12 protein-coding genes are annotated in these 17388 nt (G+C 40.8%); 6 read left to right on the top strand and 6 right to left on the bottom strand.

Annotated features, from left to right (window positions below):
- Positions 1-4 precede the first annotated feature (4 nt).
- From serS to lrp, 5 genes are all read right to left on the bottom strand, one after another.
- Positions 5-1312 (bottom strand): serine--tRNA ligase, encoded by a 1308-nt coding sequence (serS, locus tag I3259_RS03440; protein ID WP_105059839.1) that lies wholly within the window; start codon positions 1310-1312, stop codon positions 5-7.
- Positions 1313-1440: 128 nt separating this feature from the next.
- Positions 1441-2796: a replication-associated recombination protein A gene (locus tag I3259_RS03435; protein ID WP_275949774.1), complete on the bottom strand. Its 1356-nt coding sequence runs from the start codon at positions 2794-2796 to the stop codon at positions 1441-1443.
- 89 nt (positions 2797-2885) lie between these two features.
- On the bottom strand, positions 2886-3503 hold the full coding sequence (gene lolA / locus I3259_RS03430) for an outer membrane lipoprotein chaperone LolA (RefSeq protein WP_238028383.1): 618 nt from the start codon (positions 3501-3503) through the stop codon (positions 2886-2888).
- Positions 3504-3604: 101 nt separating this feature from the next.
- The gene (locus tag I3259_RS03425; protein ID WP_238028382.1) at positions 3605-6628 is read right to left on the bottom strand and encodes a DNA translocase FtsK 4TM domain-containing protein; all 3024 of its coding nucleotides are present in this window, start codon (positions 6626-6628) and stop codon (positions 3605-3607) included.
- Between the two features lie 439 nt (positions 6629-7067).
- On the bottom strand, positions 7068-7562 hold the full coding sequence (gene lrp, locus I3259_RS03420; protein ID WP_005368765.1) for a leucine-responsive transcriptional regulator Lrp: 495 nt from the start codon (positions 7560-7562) through the stop codon (positions 7068-7070).
- An 886-nt stretch (positions 7563-8448) separates the two neighbouring features.
- Between lrp and trxB the strand changes: the two genes are divergently transcribed.
- The 6 genes from trxB to infA all read left to right on the top strand — a co-directional run bounded on the left by trxB (position 8449) and on the right by infA (position 14953).
- Positions 8449-9399, top strand: a complete 951-nt coding sequence (gene trxB / locus I3259_RS03415) for a thioredoxin-disulfide reductase (protein WP_238028333.1) — start codon at positions 8449-8451, stop codon at positions 9397-9399.
- Positions 9400-9517: 118 nt separating this feature from the next.
- A complete protein-coding gene (gene cydD, locus I3259_RS03410) occupies positions 9518-11290 on the top strand; it encodes a cysteine/glutathione ABC transporter permease/ATP-binding protein CydD (protein WP_238028332.1) in 1773 nt (590 codons plus the stop codon).
- Positions 11283-13004 carry a cysteine/glutathione ABC transporter ATP-binding protein/permease CydC gene (gene cydC / locus I3259_RS03405; RefSeq protein ID WP_238028331.1) on the top strand — a complete coding sequence of 574 codons (1722 nt, stop codon included), beginning with the start codon at positions 11283-11285 and terminating at the stop codon, positions 13002-13004. Before cydD ends, cydC begins: the two co-directional genes overlap by 8 nt.
- A gap of 123 nt (positions 13005-13127) precedes the next feature.
- The gene (aat, locus tag I3259_RS03400; protein WP_238028330.1) at positions 13128-13841 is read left to right on the top strand and encodes a leucyl/phenylalanyl-tRNA--protein transferase; all 714 of its coding nucleotides are present in this window, start codon (positions 13128-13130) and stop codon (positions 13839-13841) included.
- Between the two features lie 3 nt (positions 13842-13844).
- Entirely contained in the window at positions 13845-14534 is a 690-nt protein-coding gene (locus tag I3259_RS03395) for an arginyltransferase (protein ID WP_238028329.1), read from the top strand.
- Between the two features lie 200 nt (positions 14535-14734).
- Positions 14735-14953, top strand: coding sequence for a translation initiation factor IF-1 (infA, locus tag I3259_RS03390; protein WP_005368778.1), 219 nt, complete (start codon positions 14735-14737; stop codon positions 14951-14953).
- A gap of 142 nt (positions 14954-15095) precedes the next feature.
- On the opposite strand, the gene clpA is transcribed toward infA, so the two are convergent.
- Entirely contained in the window at positions 15096-17363 is a 2268-nt protein-coding gene (gene clpA / locus I3259_RS03385; RefSeq protein ID WP_238028328.1) for an ATP-dependent Clp protease ATP-binding subunit ClpA, read from the bottom strand.
- Positions 17364-17388 lie beyond the last annotated feature (25 nt).

Genomic DNA, 17388 nt, shown 5'->3' with positions numbered 1-17388 from the left:
ATAATTAACCGATATGAGTCATGCCATTCATGTACTTACGAAGTACTTCTGGAATCTCGATACGACCATCTGCTTGCTGGTTATTTTCTAAAATAGCAACCATAGTACGGCCAACCGCAAGACCAGAACCGTTTAGTGTATGTAGAAGCTCAGGCTTCTTCTCACCTTTACGGCGGAAACGTGCTTGCATACGACGAGCTTGGAAATCCCACATGTTAGAACAAGAAGAAATTTCACGGTATGTTTCTTGAGCAGGAACCCATACTTCAAGATCGTAGGTTTTACATGAGCCAAAGCCCATATCGCCAGTACAAAGAATCACTTTACGGTATGGAAGCTCTAAAAGCTGAAGTACTTTCTCAGCGTGACCTGTTAGTTCTTCTAATGCCGCCATTGAATCTTCAGGTTTCGTAATTTGTACAAGTTCAACTTTATCGAACTGGTGCATACGAATAAGACCACGAGTATCACGACCGTAAGAGCCAGCTTCAGAACGGAAACATGGAGTATGAGCAGTCATCTTAACTGGAAGATCGGCTTCATCAGTGATGGTATCACGCATCATGTTTGTTACTGGCACTTCAGCAGTTGGGATCAATGATAGAACGCGAGGCTCTTCGTCATTTACTTTTTCAGTTAAAGGCTGTGTATGGAACAAGTCTTCACCGAACTTCGGAAGCTGACCGGTGCCAAATAAGCTATCTGCATTTACTAGGTACGGTACATACATTTCTGTGTAGCCGTGCTCTTCGGTATGAAGATCAAGCATAAACTGTGCAATTGCACGGTGTAAACGCGCAAATTGACCTTTCATAACGATAAAGCGTGCACCGGTAATTTTTACAGCACTAGCAAAATCAAGACCACCCGCCATTTCACCAAGATCTACGTGATCTTTCACATCGAAGTCGTAAGCTTTTGGCTCACCCCAACGAGAAATTTCTACGTTTTCAGATTCATCTTTACCAACAGGTACAGAATCATCTGGGATGTTTGGTACAGATTGTGTAATAACATCAAGCTCTGCTTGTAACTCAGCTAACGCTTTTTTCGCGTCATCAAGCTCAGAACCTAGGTTACCCACTTCAGCCATAATACGCTCGGCTTCTTCGTGATCACCTTTCGCTTTTGCCTGACCAATCGACTTCGATCGCGAGTTACGTTGAGCTTGAAGCTCTTCTGTCTTCACTTGAAGGGATTTACGCTTCTCTTCAAGGTTACGTAAAGTTTCTACATCAAGGTTAAAACCACGACGCGCGAGTTTTTCAGCTGTTTCATCCAGCTCTGTTCGAAGTAATTTAGAATCTAGCATGCTAATCCTGTGCTCTTAATATTCTGAAATGCACGTTATTTAGACGATTTTTATCAAAATAGTCTGTAATTAGGAAGGCAGTTCTCTTATGGAACTGCCAGTGGTTTAACGATACCCAAAAAGCCTTATTATTGGTAGCGCTTTAACGGGCTTTTTGCATCTAATGAAGCAAGATAATCCAACTTTTCGGATATTTTCATTTCTAAACCGCGGTTTGATGGCTGGTAATAAACCCGATCACGAATTTCACGTGGTAGATACACTTCACCAGCAGCATAAGCGCCACCTTCATCATGGGCATAACGATAGCCCTCACCGTAGCCCAACTCTTTCATTAACTTCGTTGGTGCGTTTCGTAAATGATGAGGCACTTCAAAGTCTGGAAACTCACGAGCATCAGCTTTGGCAAGATTAAACGCCACATAAACTGCATTACTTTTCGCCGCACAAGCTAGGTACACAATCGCTTGTGCTATAGCTCGCTCACCTTCATAAGCGCCAACACGGGTATAACAATCCCACGCAGAAACCGCGACTTGCATCGCGCGAGGATCAGCATTCCCAATATCTTCTGAAGCAATTGCCAGTAGACGACGAGCTACATATAAAGGATCACAGCCAGCTTGGAGCATACGTGCAAACCAATACAAAGCGCCATCAGGATTAGAACCTCGAATTGATTTATGCACTGCCGAGATCATGTCGTACCAAAGATCACCTTTGTTATCAAAGCGCGCAACCTTTTCGCCTGTGACTTCCGCCAATAATTCGACCGTTATTTGCTTAATGCCTTTATCATCTTCTTCAGCCATATCAATAAGCTGCTCAAGATAATTTAAAGACATACGAGCGTCACCACGAACAAACTCAGCTAATTTTTCCTTAATATCATCCGCAAAGTGTAAATTCGTTTCAGTTACACCTCGCTCTTTATCTGTTAATGCTTGTTCAATCACTTGTAAGATCTCATCATCCTCAAGTGACTTTAACTTATAAACACGAGCTCGAGAGAGTAATGCGTTATTAAGTTCAAACGATGGGTTTTCCGTCGTTGCACCAATAAAGGTTACAGTACCATCTTCAATATGCGGTAAAAACGCATCTTGCTGACTTTTATTAAAACGATGCACCTCATCAACAAATAAAATAGTGCGACGCCCTGCCATTTTATTATCACGAGCCTTATCAATCGCAGCTCGAATATCTTTAATACCTGATGTTACAGCAGACACGCGCTCTACTTCAGCGTTGGCATAATGTGCAGCGACTTCTGCTAATGTCGTTTTTCCTGTACCCGGTGGACCCCACAAAATCATTGAATGTAGTTGTCCGCCTTCTAAGGCTCGACGTAAGGGTTTTCCTTGTCCCAAGATATGTTGCTGACCGATATATTCTTCTACTGTTCGAGGTCGCATTCTTGCGGCTAGCGGTCTGAAATCAGAAGAAAAATCAAGGCTGAAGTTATTCAAAATAACCACTCCCATAAACAGAAAAAGGTGGCTAACAGCCACCTATACAATTTAGATTAACAATACATACACGCTAACTCATAGCATCATATAGATTGTTTTATTCATTGACGTTGGTCGTCCAGTTCTACCCCTTTCGGTGGCGTAAACTTGAATAAGTCTGTCGCTGGCGTAGTACGTGTAAATTTAGATAAGGTGTAATTACTCCGTTGTCCGTCTGTCTCAACGACAGAGAAATTACGCACTTGACCATCTTTAGATACAGTTACAATAAACTTATCCATTGAAGCCGTTTTATCTTTCGGCGTTAATGTAAATGTATCAGCTAATTGCTTAACATTATAACGCGACCAGTCCTTTTCATTATTACGTGTCAATAGAACAAACGGCGTTTGTGCTGTCGCATCTTTTAGCCACATCGCTGTAACTTGCTCAACGAATGGGCTGTAATACCATACCGTTTTACCATCCGACACTAATAAGCTTTCATCCGGTGTTTTGGTATCCCAACGAAATAGATTAGGACGCTTAATGGATAAATCGCCAGTCCCATCAACCAAAGTTTCACCATCGGGGCTAATCACTTTTTGAGTAAAGTTAGCGCTAAAGGCATTCACTTTATCAAGTCGGCTGCTTAATGCTTGTTGTGGTGTTGTAGCCCAAACGCTTGTTGTTGCAAGCATTGGAACGGCAACTAACATACCTAGCCATAACTTTTTCATCATATTCGCTAACCTCTATTAAAGTAAACCGCCGAACATATTATGAGCAGCGGTTTAAATTACGCTATAAGTTTACTGACAGCAAGGTGTCGGTTTATTCATTAATCGTGGATCTGTACAGGCGCTGGTGCAAGTACTTCTCGGTTTGAATTGTGCCCTGGTGGACTAACAATGCCATGTGCTTCTAATTGCTCAACAATGCGTGCTGCACGGTTATAACCAATTTTAAAGCGTCGTTGAACACCCGATACTGATGCGCGACGTGTTTCAGTTACAAATGCAGCCACTTCATCAAAGAGTTGATCGATATCATCATCACCTCCGGTTGATGTTTCACCTGGTAGAAGGCTCTCTGAACCTTGATCTGAGCTTAAAATACTTTCAATATATTGTGGTTTACCACGCGCTTTCCAATCATTCACCACGTTATGTACATCATCATCCGATGCAAATGCACCGTGAACACGTGTTGTATGGCTTTGACCTGGTGGTAAATACAGCATATCACCCATACCAAGCAAGGATTCTGCACCACCTTGATCAAGAATGGTACGTGAGTCTGTTTTCGTTGATACGGTAAATGCCATACGCGTAGGAATATTTGCTTTAATTAAGCCGGTAATAACATCCACAGATGGACGCTGAGTAGCAAGTACTAAGTGGATACCTGCCGCACGTGCTTTTTGAGCAAGACGTGCGATAAGTTCTTCAACTTTCTTACCTACAACCATCATCAAGTCAGCAAATTCATCAATGATCACTACAATACTTGGCATTTTCTCAAGTAATGGTGGGTATTCATCCATAGTATCGCCTGGTTGCCATAATGGATCATGAATAGGGTAACCCGCCGCCGCTGCTTCCTCTAACTTAGCATTAAAGCCCGCTACGTTACGTACTCCACATTTCGCCATTAGCTTATAACGACGTTCCATTTCCCCGACACACCAACGCAGGGCATTACCTGCATCTTTCATATCAGTCACAACTTCCGTTAATAGATGCGGTATACCTTCATAAATAGATAACTCCAACATCTTTGGATCGATCATAATAAAGCGACAATCTTCAGGCTTACACTTATATAGTAAGCTTAAGATCATGACGTTTACACCAACTGATTTACCCGATCCCGTTGTACCCGCAACCAATAAGTGTGGCATTTTACTTAGATCAGCCACAACAGCTTCACCAGCGATATCGCTACCTAAAACAATCGGTAATGGACCATCCATATTCTGAAAACGCTCACTGGCGACCACTTCAGACATGTATACCGTTTCTCGACCCTTGTTTGGCAGTTCTAAACCAATATATGGTTTACCCGGAATAGCCTCAACTACACGTACAGCCATCACAGACAACGCACGCGCTAAGTCTTTTGCTAAACCAGAGATGCGACTGACTTTCACACCTGGCGCTAAATCTAATTCAAAGCGGGTAATAACTGGACCCGGATAAATCCCTTTCACCTGCGCTTTAATTTTATAATCAACTAACTTAGATTCAATTAGCGCTGCTGTCGCTTGCAGCTCTTCTTCAGAAGCTGGCTCAACAGTGCGACGAGCAGGTTGCAATAAATCTAATGTCGGCATTGGTGACGTTGGAGCCGGAAGATCAACTTCTGTTTGCATTAAAAACGGATTATCTAATCCAGCCAAATGCGCTTGTTCTTTTTGTAAATCACGAATGTTTTGTAAAAACGCTTCCTGATCAGCTTTTTCTTTTTGCTCTGGTGTTAACTCAACCGCTTCACCACGCTCTAGTTCAGACATACCATCTTGCACACCAATTTCAATATCACTTCCAGGAACTGGCTGTGATGTTGTTAGTTGTGGAGCGACAGCTTGTGGCGCTACAGGTGTTGTCTGTTGAGCAGCCATAGATTCTACGGGTTGAGTTAGTTCAGCAACATTCTGCTGTGAAGAATGGTAAGCAGGAGCAGCGGTTACTGCTGATTCAGCCGCTTCAATTGCACTTTGCGTATACTCATCCACTGGAACAGTAAAATCTTCATTTTTATCTAGTTCGCGTTCTAAATCTTCAATCGAAAGACCACGAGGCTGAGTAGCTGGCTGCTGAACTGTCTCTTGTTGCTGTTGAACAGGCTGACTTACGGCGGATTGTTGAACAGCAGTTTGCGGTTGTGCCGCTAGTTGTTGAACAACTGGTTGTGATTGTTCAGCTGGCTGACTTACCACTGGTTGTTGAACAGCTGGTTGCGGTTGTGCCGCTGGCTGACTTACCATTGGTTGTTGAACTGCAGCTTGCGGTTGTGCCACTGGCTGATTTACAACTGGTTGACTAATGACAGGTTGACTCGTTTCTAACAATGGATCTCGTGCCATATCAGAATTCGGTCGAACAATCTTGTAAGGTGAAGATTCTACTTCTTTTGCATTATTCTCTGATGGATTGTTATTAACATAAGATGACAATAACGGGTCGTCTTCATCATCAACGTCATCTATGTGTGCCATGTAAGGCATTTCTGATTCATCAGGAATTTCAGTTGCAAAAGGTCGCATAACCTCATGCTTATCTGAACGAAATTTATTTAGAAACCAAGTTAACGAAGCAAGTGTCTTCTCACCTAATGTATCAACAATGGATGTCCATGAAATACCCGAGAACAACGTAAAACCAATAGCCCAAATAAACATAAGGACTAATGTTGTGCCGAGTACATTAAGCAGCGGCATTGAGATATTTGAAACAACATCTCCCACTACCCCACCAGATGAAAAGTACCAAATATCATCAAAGTTTAAATCAGCAAGACCACAGCTCGTTAACAGCAATAAAATTAGGCCTAAAAGACGAGTGCCGTAAACCATATAATCGTGAGATAAACTTTTTGAACGGCGACGAAATAAATAATAGCCAAGTAAGACTATCAAGGCAGGAAATACATAGGCTAATGAGCCAAAACTGAAGAAGAAAGTATCAGCGACTAAAGCGCCAAACGCGCCAGCTTTATTCTGAACAACCCCTTCCCAAGCAGTTTGTGACCATGATGGATCTGCAGGGTTAAATGTTACCAATGCCACCATAATATAAATAGCAGCTAAAATACTGATGATTAAAAAACCTTCAATAATGCGTTGTGTACCTGACAAACGCATCTGGGACAGTTTTTTACCTTTAATCTTCCTCAAGGATAACTCCGATGTCTCTATAAAACTCAAAAATTTGCCAGAAATCTAAGACATTCATCGAATAATACTAATCTCTACAGCCAAATACGCTATAAAGCTTAGCCAAATATCAGAAATACAATGTCATTATCTCAATGCCACTATTCTATACTAAATGCGCACATTGTCTGTGTACCGATAAAGTTTTTAATAAAAATTTTCACTCGTCCCAGATAACAAGGTACAAATAGTTCATATGAGATACCTATTGTAGACGCTTAATAGATAAAAAAATTCATCACTATGTCAATTTGATTCACTGTTTGTCCAATTAACCATCACAATGAATCAATTACATATCGTACAAACAAAACGAGCGGCTAAATAGCCGCTCGTTTATTTATTCTGCTTATATCCAGCAATACACTTATCGTGTTTTAATTACTAGATTATTTGACTGTTTAACTTCTTCCATTACAACGTACGTACGCGTGTCATTAACACCCGGTAGACGCAATAATGTTTCACCAAGAAGCTTACGGTACGCTGACATATCAGATACACGTGTTTTCAATAAGTAGTCAAAATCACCAGAAACAAGATGACATTCTTGAATATCTTCGAGCTCTTGAACTGATTTATTAAACTGTTCAAATACATCTGGCGCACCACGGTTTAGCGTGATTTCTACAAACACTAATAATGAAGCATCGAGAAACTGTGGGTTAAGCAATGCCGTATAACCACTAATATAACCTTGACGTTCTAAACGACGTACACGCTCAAGACAAGGTGTTGGAGATAAACCAACACGCTTAGATAGCTCAACATTTGAAATTCTGCCGTCTTTTTGAAGTTCATTCAAAATATTACGGTCAATGCGATCCAATTCCTTGGATGGTTTCTTTTTGGTATCTACCATTTTTTATTCCACCTTCTTACTTCCTTGCAAAAAAATATACTACATTTTATCTATTTTTAGAATCAAATACGCCATAAGTCAAAATTAATAGTTCATGATCACCTATAAATTGACGTATAACGTAGACAAATTGACTATCTGACATTATTTTCGTGGCAATTTGAGCTTTATGATTCACTATCTTACTCATGTTCCTTGCCCAAAAAGACCTATAATATTTTTGTCGCATGCTAAAAATTGAATATTTATCATCCACTCACCCTATAATATAGGGTGCGCTTATCTCTGTAGTTATAGAAATTTTTACCAGATAAGAAATGATTGTCAAAGTAAAACAGCAGCAATAGACGTATTAATCACTACGAAAATGCGTAAAAAACACCTAAAACATGTATCTTTGACTTCATATCATTTGAAATAAAGAGCACTATCATATGAATAATTAACCATATAAAAGTGACTAATCTATAGTCAAACATTTTATAATCAAAGGATCTTTGTTTACGTTTTCTTATTCCACTTCTCAGAAATACAGATAAATTAAAACTACAAATCAACACGTTAAGAACATGTTACTTTTTATCTTGTAAATTTAACACGCCTCGTAAGGTTAAAAACAAAACAATTAATAATAAAAAAATGACGTGATAAAAATATGATCTGATTTTGCAATTTTAACTTTTTTACTAATTCATTTTCTTTCGTGTTTTTTTGTGATCTATATAACGTTTTATTTATTAACCTATTTGTCTCTAGTTAACTTTTTTTTGTCATATATAACCACTAATTAGCAACAAGCTATTCTTAATTCGACTCTTCCTTTACGTCTTCAATTTACCTACAATCAATTCTCAATAACAATAATCTCATTCAGCCTGGAGAAGAAATGAGTAACGTAAAACATTGTGAACTACTCATCCTTGGTTCTGGTCCTGCGGGTTACACCGCGGCGGTATATGCTGCACGTGCAAACTTAAAACCAGTGATGATCACTGGTATGCAGCAAGGTGGTCAATTAACCACAACGACAGAAGTTGAAAACTGGCCTGGTGATGCTGATGATCTAACTGGTCCTGCGCTAATGGATCGCATGAAAGCACACGCAGAAAAATTCAATACTGAAATTATTACCGATTACATCGTTGAAACAGATTTCAGCCAGCGTCCTTTTTTATTAAAAGGTGAAAGTAATACTTATACATGTAATGCGCTAATTATCTCAACAGGAGCTTCAGCAAAATACATTGGTTTAGAATCAGAAGAAGCATTCAAAGGCCGTGGCGTTTCTGCATGTGCAACTTGTGATGGTTTCTTTTACCGTAACCAGAAAGTCGCAGTTGTTGGTGGTGGCAATACTGCCGTTGAAGAAGCACTTTACCTGTCAAATATTGCAGCTGAAGTCCACCTTATCCACCGTCGTGATTCTTTCCGCTCAGAAAAAATCCTGATTGATCGTCTAATGGATAAAGTCGCTAATGGCAATATCATCCTTCATACAGATCGCACTTTAGATGAAGTACTTGGTGATGATATGGGTGTTACTGGTCTTCGTCTTAAAAACACCCAATCTAGCGAAACAGAAGAGTTAGATGTTATGGGTGTGTTCATTGCGATTGGCCACCAGCCAAATACTGCTATTTTCGAAGGTCAATTAGATATGGAAAATGGCTATATTAAAGTACAGTCAGGCTTAAATGGTAATGCTACACAAACAAGCATTGAAGGCATTTTTGCCGCAGGTGATGTTATGGATCATAACTACCGCCAAGCAATCACATCAGCAGGTACAGGCTGTATGGCTGCACTTGATGCTGAACGTTACCTTGACGCTCAATAATCAGTAAGTGTCCAAACCGCAACTTAAATAAGTGGCGGTTTGTTTATCTCATAGTTAAATGTATGCTCACCATTTAACTATGAGCTACCCACCGTTAATACCGTAATGAAACCCTTATATGGATAAACAATTACAGCGCGATTTAACCAAGTGGCTTAAATCTCAAAGCAAGTTAGCAAAACGCTGGCTTATGCTAAGTATTGGATTAGGCTTTTTGTCTGGTTTACTACTTGTTGGACAAGCGGCGTTACTTGCAAGCATTCTGCATCAACTAATTATTGAACATGCTGATAAATACTCTCTTATTAATCAATTTATTGGTTTATTTGCCATTATCGGTTTGCGTGCTCTATGTAGTTGGGGGAGAGAAATTTTTGGCTACCGTTGTGGCGAACAAATACGCTTACATATACGCCAATTAATTCTTAATCGCCTACAAAGTTTGGGCCCCGCTTATATTAAAGGAAAACCTGCAGGAACATGGGCAAGCCTTGTCCTAGAACAAGTAGAAGAAATGCAAGATTTCTTTGCACGTTATCTACCCCAGATGTCGTTATCCGTTCTTATTCCTGTCGTCATTTTATTTGTCGTTTTCCCTCTAAACTGGGCTGCAGGGTTAATTTTCTTACTCACCGCACCACTTGTTCCTTTATTCATGGCACTGGTTGGCTTAGGTGCTGCAGATGCTAACCGTCGAAACTTTAAGGCATTACAACGCTTATCCGGTCACTTTTACGATCGCCTTCAAGGACTCTCTACCCTACGTTTATTTGATCGTGCAGAGGCTGAAGCAGAAAATCTTCATGCAGCTTCACACGTACTTCGTAAACGTACAATGGAAGTCCTTCGTCTTGCTTTCTTATCTTCAGCAGTATTAGAGTTCTTCTCTGCTATTTCTGTTGCTATTGTTGCGGTTTACTTCGGTTTTGCTTTTATCGGTGAATTAAATTTCGGTAACTACGGTATTCCTATTACTTTATTTACTGGTTTGTTCATTCTGGTGCTTGCACCTGAGTTTTATCAACCGCTACGTGATCTTGGTACTTTCTATCATGCAAAGGCACAAGCTATTGGTGCTGCAGAGTCTATCGTTGAGTTTCTTAATATTGAAGCAGACGAAATGACGGATGGTTCAAAAGCATTAGTGAATCCTGAAAAAATTCAAATTTCTGTTACTGATTTAGAAGTACTCAGCCCTGAAGGTCAAAAGCTTGCAGGTCCACTGACATTTAATATTAATGTCAATGAGCATGTGGCATTGGTTGGGCCTAGTGGAGCAGGTAAAACCAGTTTGCTAAATGCATTACTGGGTTTCCTTCCCTACCGTGGCAGTATCAAAGTTAATGATGTGGAATTAAAAGAGCTTAACCATAGTGAATGGCGTCAAGCAATTAGCTGGGTTGGTCAAAACCCGTTACTTGTTCACGGTACGATTTATGAAAACATCACATTGGGTGATCAGTTAGCGGAACAAACAAAAGTGACTCAAGTTGCAAAAGAAGCTTACGCTGACGAATTCATTAATCGCTTAGAAAAAGGTTATCAACATCATGTGGGTGATCGTTCTGGTGGTTTATCTGTAGGTCAAGCGCAGCGTATTGCTGTTGCTCGTGCGATGTTACAACAGGGTGCGTTTTGGATTTTAGATGAACCCACAGCCAGCCTTGATGCTAACAGTGAACGCTTAGTCCTTGAAAGTTTAGGTCGTGCTGTTGAGCAACACACCACATTAATGGTTAGCCACCGTTTAGATCAATTACATGCAATGGATCGTGTTCTTGTAATGGAGAATGGCAAACTTGTTCAAAACGGTTCGTTCATAGAAATTAGTCAACATGGCTTACTGGCAGATATGCTAAGTCATACAGATAAGAGGGATCTCGATGCGTGATTTAATCCCTTACCTAAAACTTTACCGTAAGCATTGGTTTGGCTTAACACTCGGTATGCTCTTAGGTTTAGCTACAATTCTTGCCGCTATAAGTCTATTAACTTTATCGGGATGGTTTATTGCCGCTTCTGCTGTTGCAGGTTTAACCATAGCCAGAGAAACATTCAATTACATGCTACCCGGTGCAGGTGTTCGTGGTTTCTCTATGGCACGTACAGCCGGTCGCTGGGGGGAACGCGTTGTTAGCCACAATGCAACGTTTAAGCTCCTTGCCGATCTACGTTTATTTTTCTTTAGAAAGCTCACACCACTGATCCCAGGTCGTCAAGCGAACCTACGTGATGCTGATTTGCTGAACCGTTTAGTTGCTGATGTTGATGCGATGGATCACATCTATCTAAGATTGGTTAGTCCTTTAGTGATTGGCGTACTGGGTATTGCTGCGATTACCGCATTTTTATCATGGTTTGATCCAAAGATAGGCTTAACACTTGGTGGGATATTACTCTCATTAATGTTTATATTACCTATTATCTTTTACCGCTTAGGTAAACGTAACGGTGAACAACTGACAGTTGCAAAAGCGAACTACCGTATAAAACTACTAGATTGGTTGCAAGGCCATGCAGAACTCTTGCTGTTTAATGCAGAACCTCGTTACCGCCAACAAGCAGAAGCAGAGCAAGACCAACTGCTTGCAGCTCAACGCAAAATGGCGAGTTTAACAGGTATTGCGAATGGTATGTTGATGGCAGCTACAGGCTGGACCTTAGTGGTCATTCTATGGATTGCTGCTGATGGTATTGGTGGCCATGCGCCCGATCCATTTGTAGCTATGGTCGCATTTGCAACCATGGCAAGCTTTGAGATGATGATGCCCGTTGCTGGTGCTTTCCAATACCTAGGACAAACCATAACGTCAGCAAAACGCTTAAATGAAATCATTGAAGCTACGCCAGATACGGTCTTTGATCCAAACGGTTACCACTGTGATGCACAAGGTGAGCTGAAGATTGAAAATGTCAGCTACACCTACTACGGTAGCACTCAGACTGTTGTGAAGAATGTATCAATAGACTTAAAACAAGGTGAAAAACTGGCATTACTAGGGCGAACAGGTTGTGGTAAATCAACCTTACTTCAACTGCTCACGCGTAGTTGGGATCCTCAGCAAGGTCAAATTTCAATTGATGGCAAACCACTTCCTGCATGGAGTGAAGGCGCTCTACGTAAAGCAATTACCGTGGTTAGCCAACGTGTTGATATCTTCAACGGTTCATTGCGTGAAAACCTTGTGTTAGCGAAACCTAACGGCACTGATGCTGAATTTACAGAAGCATTAATTCAAGTCGGCCTATCTCCCCTACTTGAAGATAAAGGGTTAGATACTTGGTTAGGTGAAGGCGGACGTCAAATCTCTGGTGGTGAAAGACGCCGCTTAGGTATCGCTCGCGCACTGCTTCATGATGCGCCTATCCTACTAATGGATGAGCCAACAGAAGGTCTTGATCGCCGAACTGAGCAACAAATATTAGCCTTGTTACTCGAACATGCAAAAGATAAAACCGTACTCTTTATCACCCACCGATTAGTTGGACTCGATCAAATGGATCAAATCTGTTTAATGGATGAAGGGGAAATCATCGAACGCGGTAAACACCAAGCATTACTGGCACAAAACGGTCGTTACGCAGAATTGTGTAATCGTATTTAAGTACTGTAAGAGCTAAAAATAAATAAAGGCGATACCTGAGTGTATCGCCTTTTTATTATCTGTCTCATCTCACTATCAACTGCGATATAATCATTTAAGATTTACCACTACTATCAGTAAAGTATGACTATTTATTTACCAGAGATCGATAGCAACGCTTACCAATTCCCTCACCCATCAAACGCCTTATCAGAGCCTAATGGGTTACTGGCTATGGGAGGTGATCTCAGCCCAAAACGCTTACAAACCGCCTATCGTGAAGGTATTTTTCCTTGGTTTTCTGAAGGTGAACCTCTTCTTTGGTGGAGCCCTACCCCTCGTGGCGTTTTTCATCCACATGCTTTTATGCCAAGTAAAAGCCTGAAAAAGTTTTTCCGCAAATCAGGCTATACCATTACAATCAATAAAGCATGCCATGATGTGATTCACCACTGTGCAAGTTGCCGTGGGCCTGAACAAACGTGGATCACCGAAGAAATGATTTCAGCCTATCAAAGACTACATACGTTAGGTATTTGTCACTCTGTAGAGGTTTGGTCTAATGAAAAACTAGTAGGTGGTTTTTATGGTGTTGAAATAGGAACTGTTTTTTGTGGTGAGTCGATGTTTTCATTGGCTGATAATGCATCTAAAATTGCACTATGGCAGTTTTGTCGTTATTTCTCTGAGGTTGGTGGTACATTAATTGATTGCCAAATGATGAACCCACACCTTGAATCCTTAGGCGCAGAAACCTTTGAGCGTTCGCTATTTTTAGACCATCTTTACCAGCAGCGAGATATTATACTGCCAGTAGAAACCTATCTTTCTCACGTTTTACCGGTTGCACAGGCCTAACCAATGAATCAGTTATCACTACAAATTGGTCTAACACCAGAATCTAATTGCAGCTACTTACCTAATGAAACAGAGCGATTAGGGGTAGTTATTGAGCCACAGTGGCTATCACCCGAAGGCTACGATTTATTAATAGCTTCAGGTTACCGTCGCAGTAGCCGTGCCATTTATAAGCCTATGTGTATTGCTTGTTCAGCCTGCACCCCTTTACGTATTGATTGCCAAGGATTCACACCATCAAGAAGTCAAAAGCGTCAACAAGCTCAAATGCGAAATCTGCGCTTCGAATTTAAAACAAAGCTAGATGAAAACTGGTTTACATTATATGAAAAATACATCCGTATTCGTCACTCTACAGGCTCCATGTTTCCAGCTAATAAAGAGCAATTTTTTGAATTTGTAACTGCACCTTGGATGGCAACCGCATTTTTGCATGTTTATGAAGATGACAAACTTATCGCCATTGCAGTCACAGATGTATTTCCTGACGCATTAAGTGCTGTGTATAGCTTTTTTGAGCCAGAGCATTCTCTTTCACTCGGAACCTTGTGTGTACTTTTTCAAATCGAGTTCTGTCGTCAATCAAAGCGTCAGTGGCTATATCCAGGGTTTCAAATCGATGCTTGTAAGGCTATGAATTACAAAACACGTTTTTCCCCTCATCAAAAACTTATTGATGGTATATGGCAATAAGTTTGCTTAAATCTAAAGCAATACAAACTGAACACATCAAACAAAAGTCAATTTACGTAGAAAATACGTATTAATCGCGAACAAAAGCTGACAAAGACAACTGGCAAGGGTAAAATTACCACCTAAACTTTACACTTAAACAGTTTCGAGGCATTATCCAGCCCGATCAAGATGAATGGCTGGTAGCCTAAGAGGATTCAATGGCAAAAGAAGACGTAATTGAAATGGCAGGTACTGTACTAGATACACTACCTAATACAATGTTCCGTGTTGAGCTGGAAAACGGTCACGTAGTTACTGCTCACATCTCTGGTAAGATGCGTAAAAACTACATCCGTATTCTTACTGGTGACAAAGTAACTGTGGAACTGACTCCTTACGATCTAACTAAAGGTCGCATCGTCTTCCGCGCACGTTAATTTTCTTTCAAAATTAACGATGCAGTGAAACCCAGCTAATTGCTGGGTTTTATTTTATCTATCAAATAATCTTTTTGCGTAGATAAAAAAACGCCGCAGACTTATATAGTCTGCGGCGTTCTAGTTTTATCGCATTTAATCACTAATGCGCAGGTTCCATCTCACTACTGAATTGGAAATCAAGCTCATCATTAATAAAGTCAACACGTACAGAACCACCATTCACTAAACAACCAAACAGTAATTCATTCGCCAGCGGCTTTTTCAAGTTATCTTGAATCACACGAGCCATCGGACGAGCACCCATTGATTTATCATAACCTTTATCTGACATCCAGTTACGTGCGCGCTCAGAGACTTCCATCGATACACCACGCGCATCAAGTTGGGCTTGCAGTTCAACAATAAACTTATCTACCACTTGACCAATAACATCTTTCTCTAGGTGGTTAAACCAAATGATATTGTCTAAACGGTTTCTGAATTCAGGTGTAAATACACGTTTGATTTCAGTCATCGCATCATGGCTATGGTCTTGTTGTATAAGGCCAATAGATTTACGTACTGTCTCGGTAACACCCGCATTGGTCGTCATCACAAAAATCACATTACGGAAATCCGCTTTACGACCATTATTATCTGTTAACGTACCATTATCCATTACCTGCAGTAGTAGATTAAATACATCAGGGTGTGCTTTTTCAATCTCATCCAGTAGTACTACTGAGTGTGGATTTTTAATCACGGCGTCCGTTAATAAACCACCTTGGTCATAACCCACATAACCAGGAGGAGCACCGATTAAACGGCTAACAGTATGACGCTCCATATACTCTGACATATCAAAACGTAACAGCTCAATGCCTAACGTACGTGCAAGCTGAACAGTCACTTCTGTTTTACCAACACCTGTAGGGCCTGCAAACAAGAAAGAACCTACCGGTTTATTCTCAGCTCCTAAACCTGCACGACTGAGCTTAATTGCTTCAGTAAGTACATCAATTGCATTATCTTGACCGAAGACTAGCATCTTCAATTTGTCATCAAGATGCTGAAGTACATCACGATCGCTCGATGAAATCGACTTCTCAGGAATACGTGCCATTTTAGCAATCATGGCTTCAATATCACCTACGTTCACCGTTTTCTTACGACGGTTAGCTGGAGCTAGACGACAACGAGCTCCCGCTTCATCAATCACATCAATCGCTTTATCTGGTAAATGGCGTTCATTGATATATTTTGCCGATAACTCTACTGCTGCACGAATTGCTTTATTAGTAAAACGTACTTCATGGTGTGCTTCATATTTCGGCTTCAAGCCCATTAAGATCTTGGTTGTATCATCAAGAGATGGTTCAATCACATCAATTTTTTGGAAACGGCGTGAAAGTGCACGCTCTTTCTCAAAAATATTGCTGTACTCTTGATAGGTCGTTGACCCCATGCAACGTAACTTGCCACTGCTTAGTAACGGCTTAATTAAGTTCGCAGCATCAACTTGACCACCCGATGCAGCACCGGCACCAATAATAGTGTGGATCTCATCGATAAATAGCACGGCATGATCTTCTTTTTCTAACTGCTTTAAAATACCTTTAAAACGTTTTTCAAAGTCACCACGATATTTAGTTCCCGCGAGTAGCGAGCCAATATCAAGAGAGTAGATCACACAATCTTTGATAATCTCTGGCACCTGTCCTTCAACAATACGCCATGCTAACCCTTCTGCTATCGCTGTTTTACCGACTCCAGCTTCACCAACCAATAGTGGGTTATTTTTACGACGACGGCATAACACTTGAACGGTACGCTCTAACTCTTTATCTCGCCCAATTAATGGATCAATACCGCCAGCTTTTGCAAGATGGTTAAGGTTAGTTGCAAAGTTCTCTAGCTTATCTTCAGAGCTCGCTTCTGCGCGCTGTTCTTCGCTATTTCCCATATCTGATGAATTAACATCATCATTATCACTGTCTTTAACAGTGCCATGCGAGATAAAATTAACAACGTCTAGGCGACTAATATCACTTTTCTTTAATAGGTAAGCGGCGTGAGACTCTTGTTCACTAAAAATAGCAACAAGAACATTAGCACCCGTAACTTCACTACGTCCGGATGACTGAACATGGAAAACGGCACGTTGTAAGACACGCTGAAAACTTAGCGTAGGTTGTGTTTCACGGCTTTCATCATCAACCGGAATTAATGGCGTAGTTTGTTCAATAAAGGAATCAAGTTCACGACGCAATTGGTCTAAATCAGCGCGGCACGCTAATAAAGCCTCTTGAGCTGCTACATTATCTAATAGAGCCATCAATAGATGTTCTACAGTCATAAACTCATGGCGCTTTTCTCGCGCACGGGCAAATGCACCGTTTAGGCTCGCTTCAAGTTCTTTGTTTAGCATAAGGCACCTCCCCTAAAAACCACTA

Origin of the sequence: Photobacterium sp. Ph5 (assembly GCF_022129445.1) — a bacterium.
In the GTDB taxonomy this organism is placed as follows: domain Bacteria; phylum Pseudomonadota; class Gammaproteobacteria; order Enterobacterales; family Vibrionaceae; genus Photobacterium.
This window is presented reverse-complemented; position numbering and strand designations above follow the sequence as displayed.

Bases quoted from the DNA above. Each gene is read 5' to 3' on its own strand.
- serS (WP_105059839.1), bottom strand. From the start codon at position 1,312: ATGCTAGATTCTAAATTACTTCGAACAGAGCTGGATGAAACAGCTGAA.
- I3259_RS03435 (WP_275949774.1), bottom strand. From the start codon at position 2,796: ATGGGAGTGGTTATTTTGAATAACTTCAGCCTTGATTTTTCTTCTGAT.
- lolA (WP_238028383.1), bottom strand. From the start codon at position 3,503: ATGAAAAAGTTATGGCTAGGTATGTTAGTTGCCGTTCCAATGCTTGCA.
- I3259_RS03425 (WP_238028382.1), bottom strand. From the start codon at position 6,628: ATGCGTTTGTCAGGTACACAACGCATTATTGAAGGTTTTTTAATCATC.
- lrp (WP_005368765.1), bottom strand. From the start codon at position 7,562: ATGGTAGATACCAAAAAGAAACCATCCAAGGAATTGGATCGCATTGAC.
- trxB (WP_238028333.1), top strand. From the start codon at position 8,449: ATGAGTAACGTAAAACATTGTGAACTACTCATCCTTGGTTCTGGTCCT.
- cydD (WP_238028332.1), top strand. From the start codon at position 9,518: ATGGATAAACAATTACAGCGCGATTTAACCAAGTGGCTTAAATCTCAA.
- cydC (WP_238028331.1), top strand. From the start codon at position 11,283: ATGCGTGATTTAATCCCTTACCTAAAACTTTACCGTAAGCATTGGTTT.
- aat (WP_238028330.1), top strand. From the start codon at position 13,128: ATGACTATTTATTTACCAGAGATCGATAGCAACGCTTACCAATTCCCT.
- I3259_RS03395 (WP_238028329.1), top strand. From the start codon at position 13,845: ATGAATCAGTTATCACTACAAATTGGTCTAACACCAGAATCTAATTGC.
- infA (WP_005368778.1), top strand. From the start codon at position 14,735: ATGGCAAAAGAAGACGTAATTGAAATGGCAGGTACTGTACTAGATACA.
- clpA (WP_238028328.1), bottom strand. From the start codon at position 17,363: ATGCTAAACAAAGAACTTGAAGCGAGCCTAAACGGTGCATTTGCCCGT.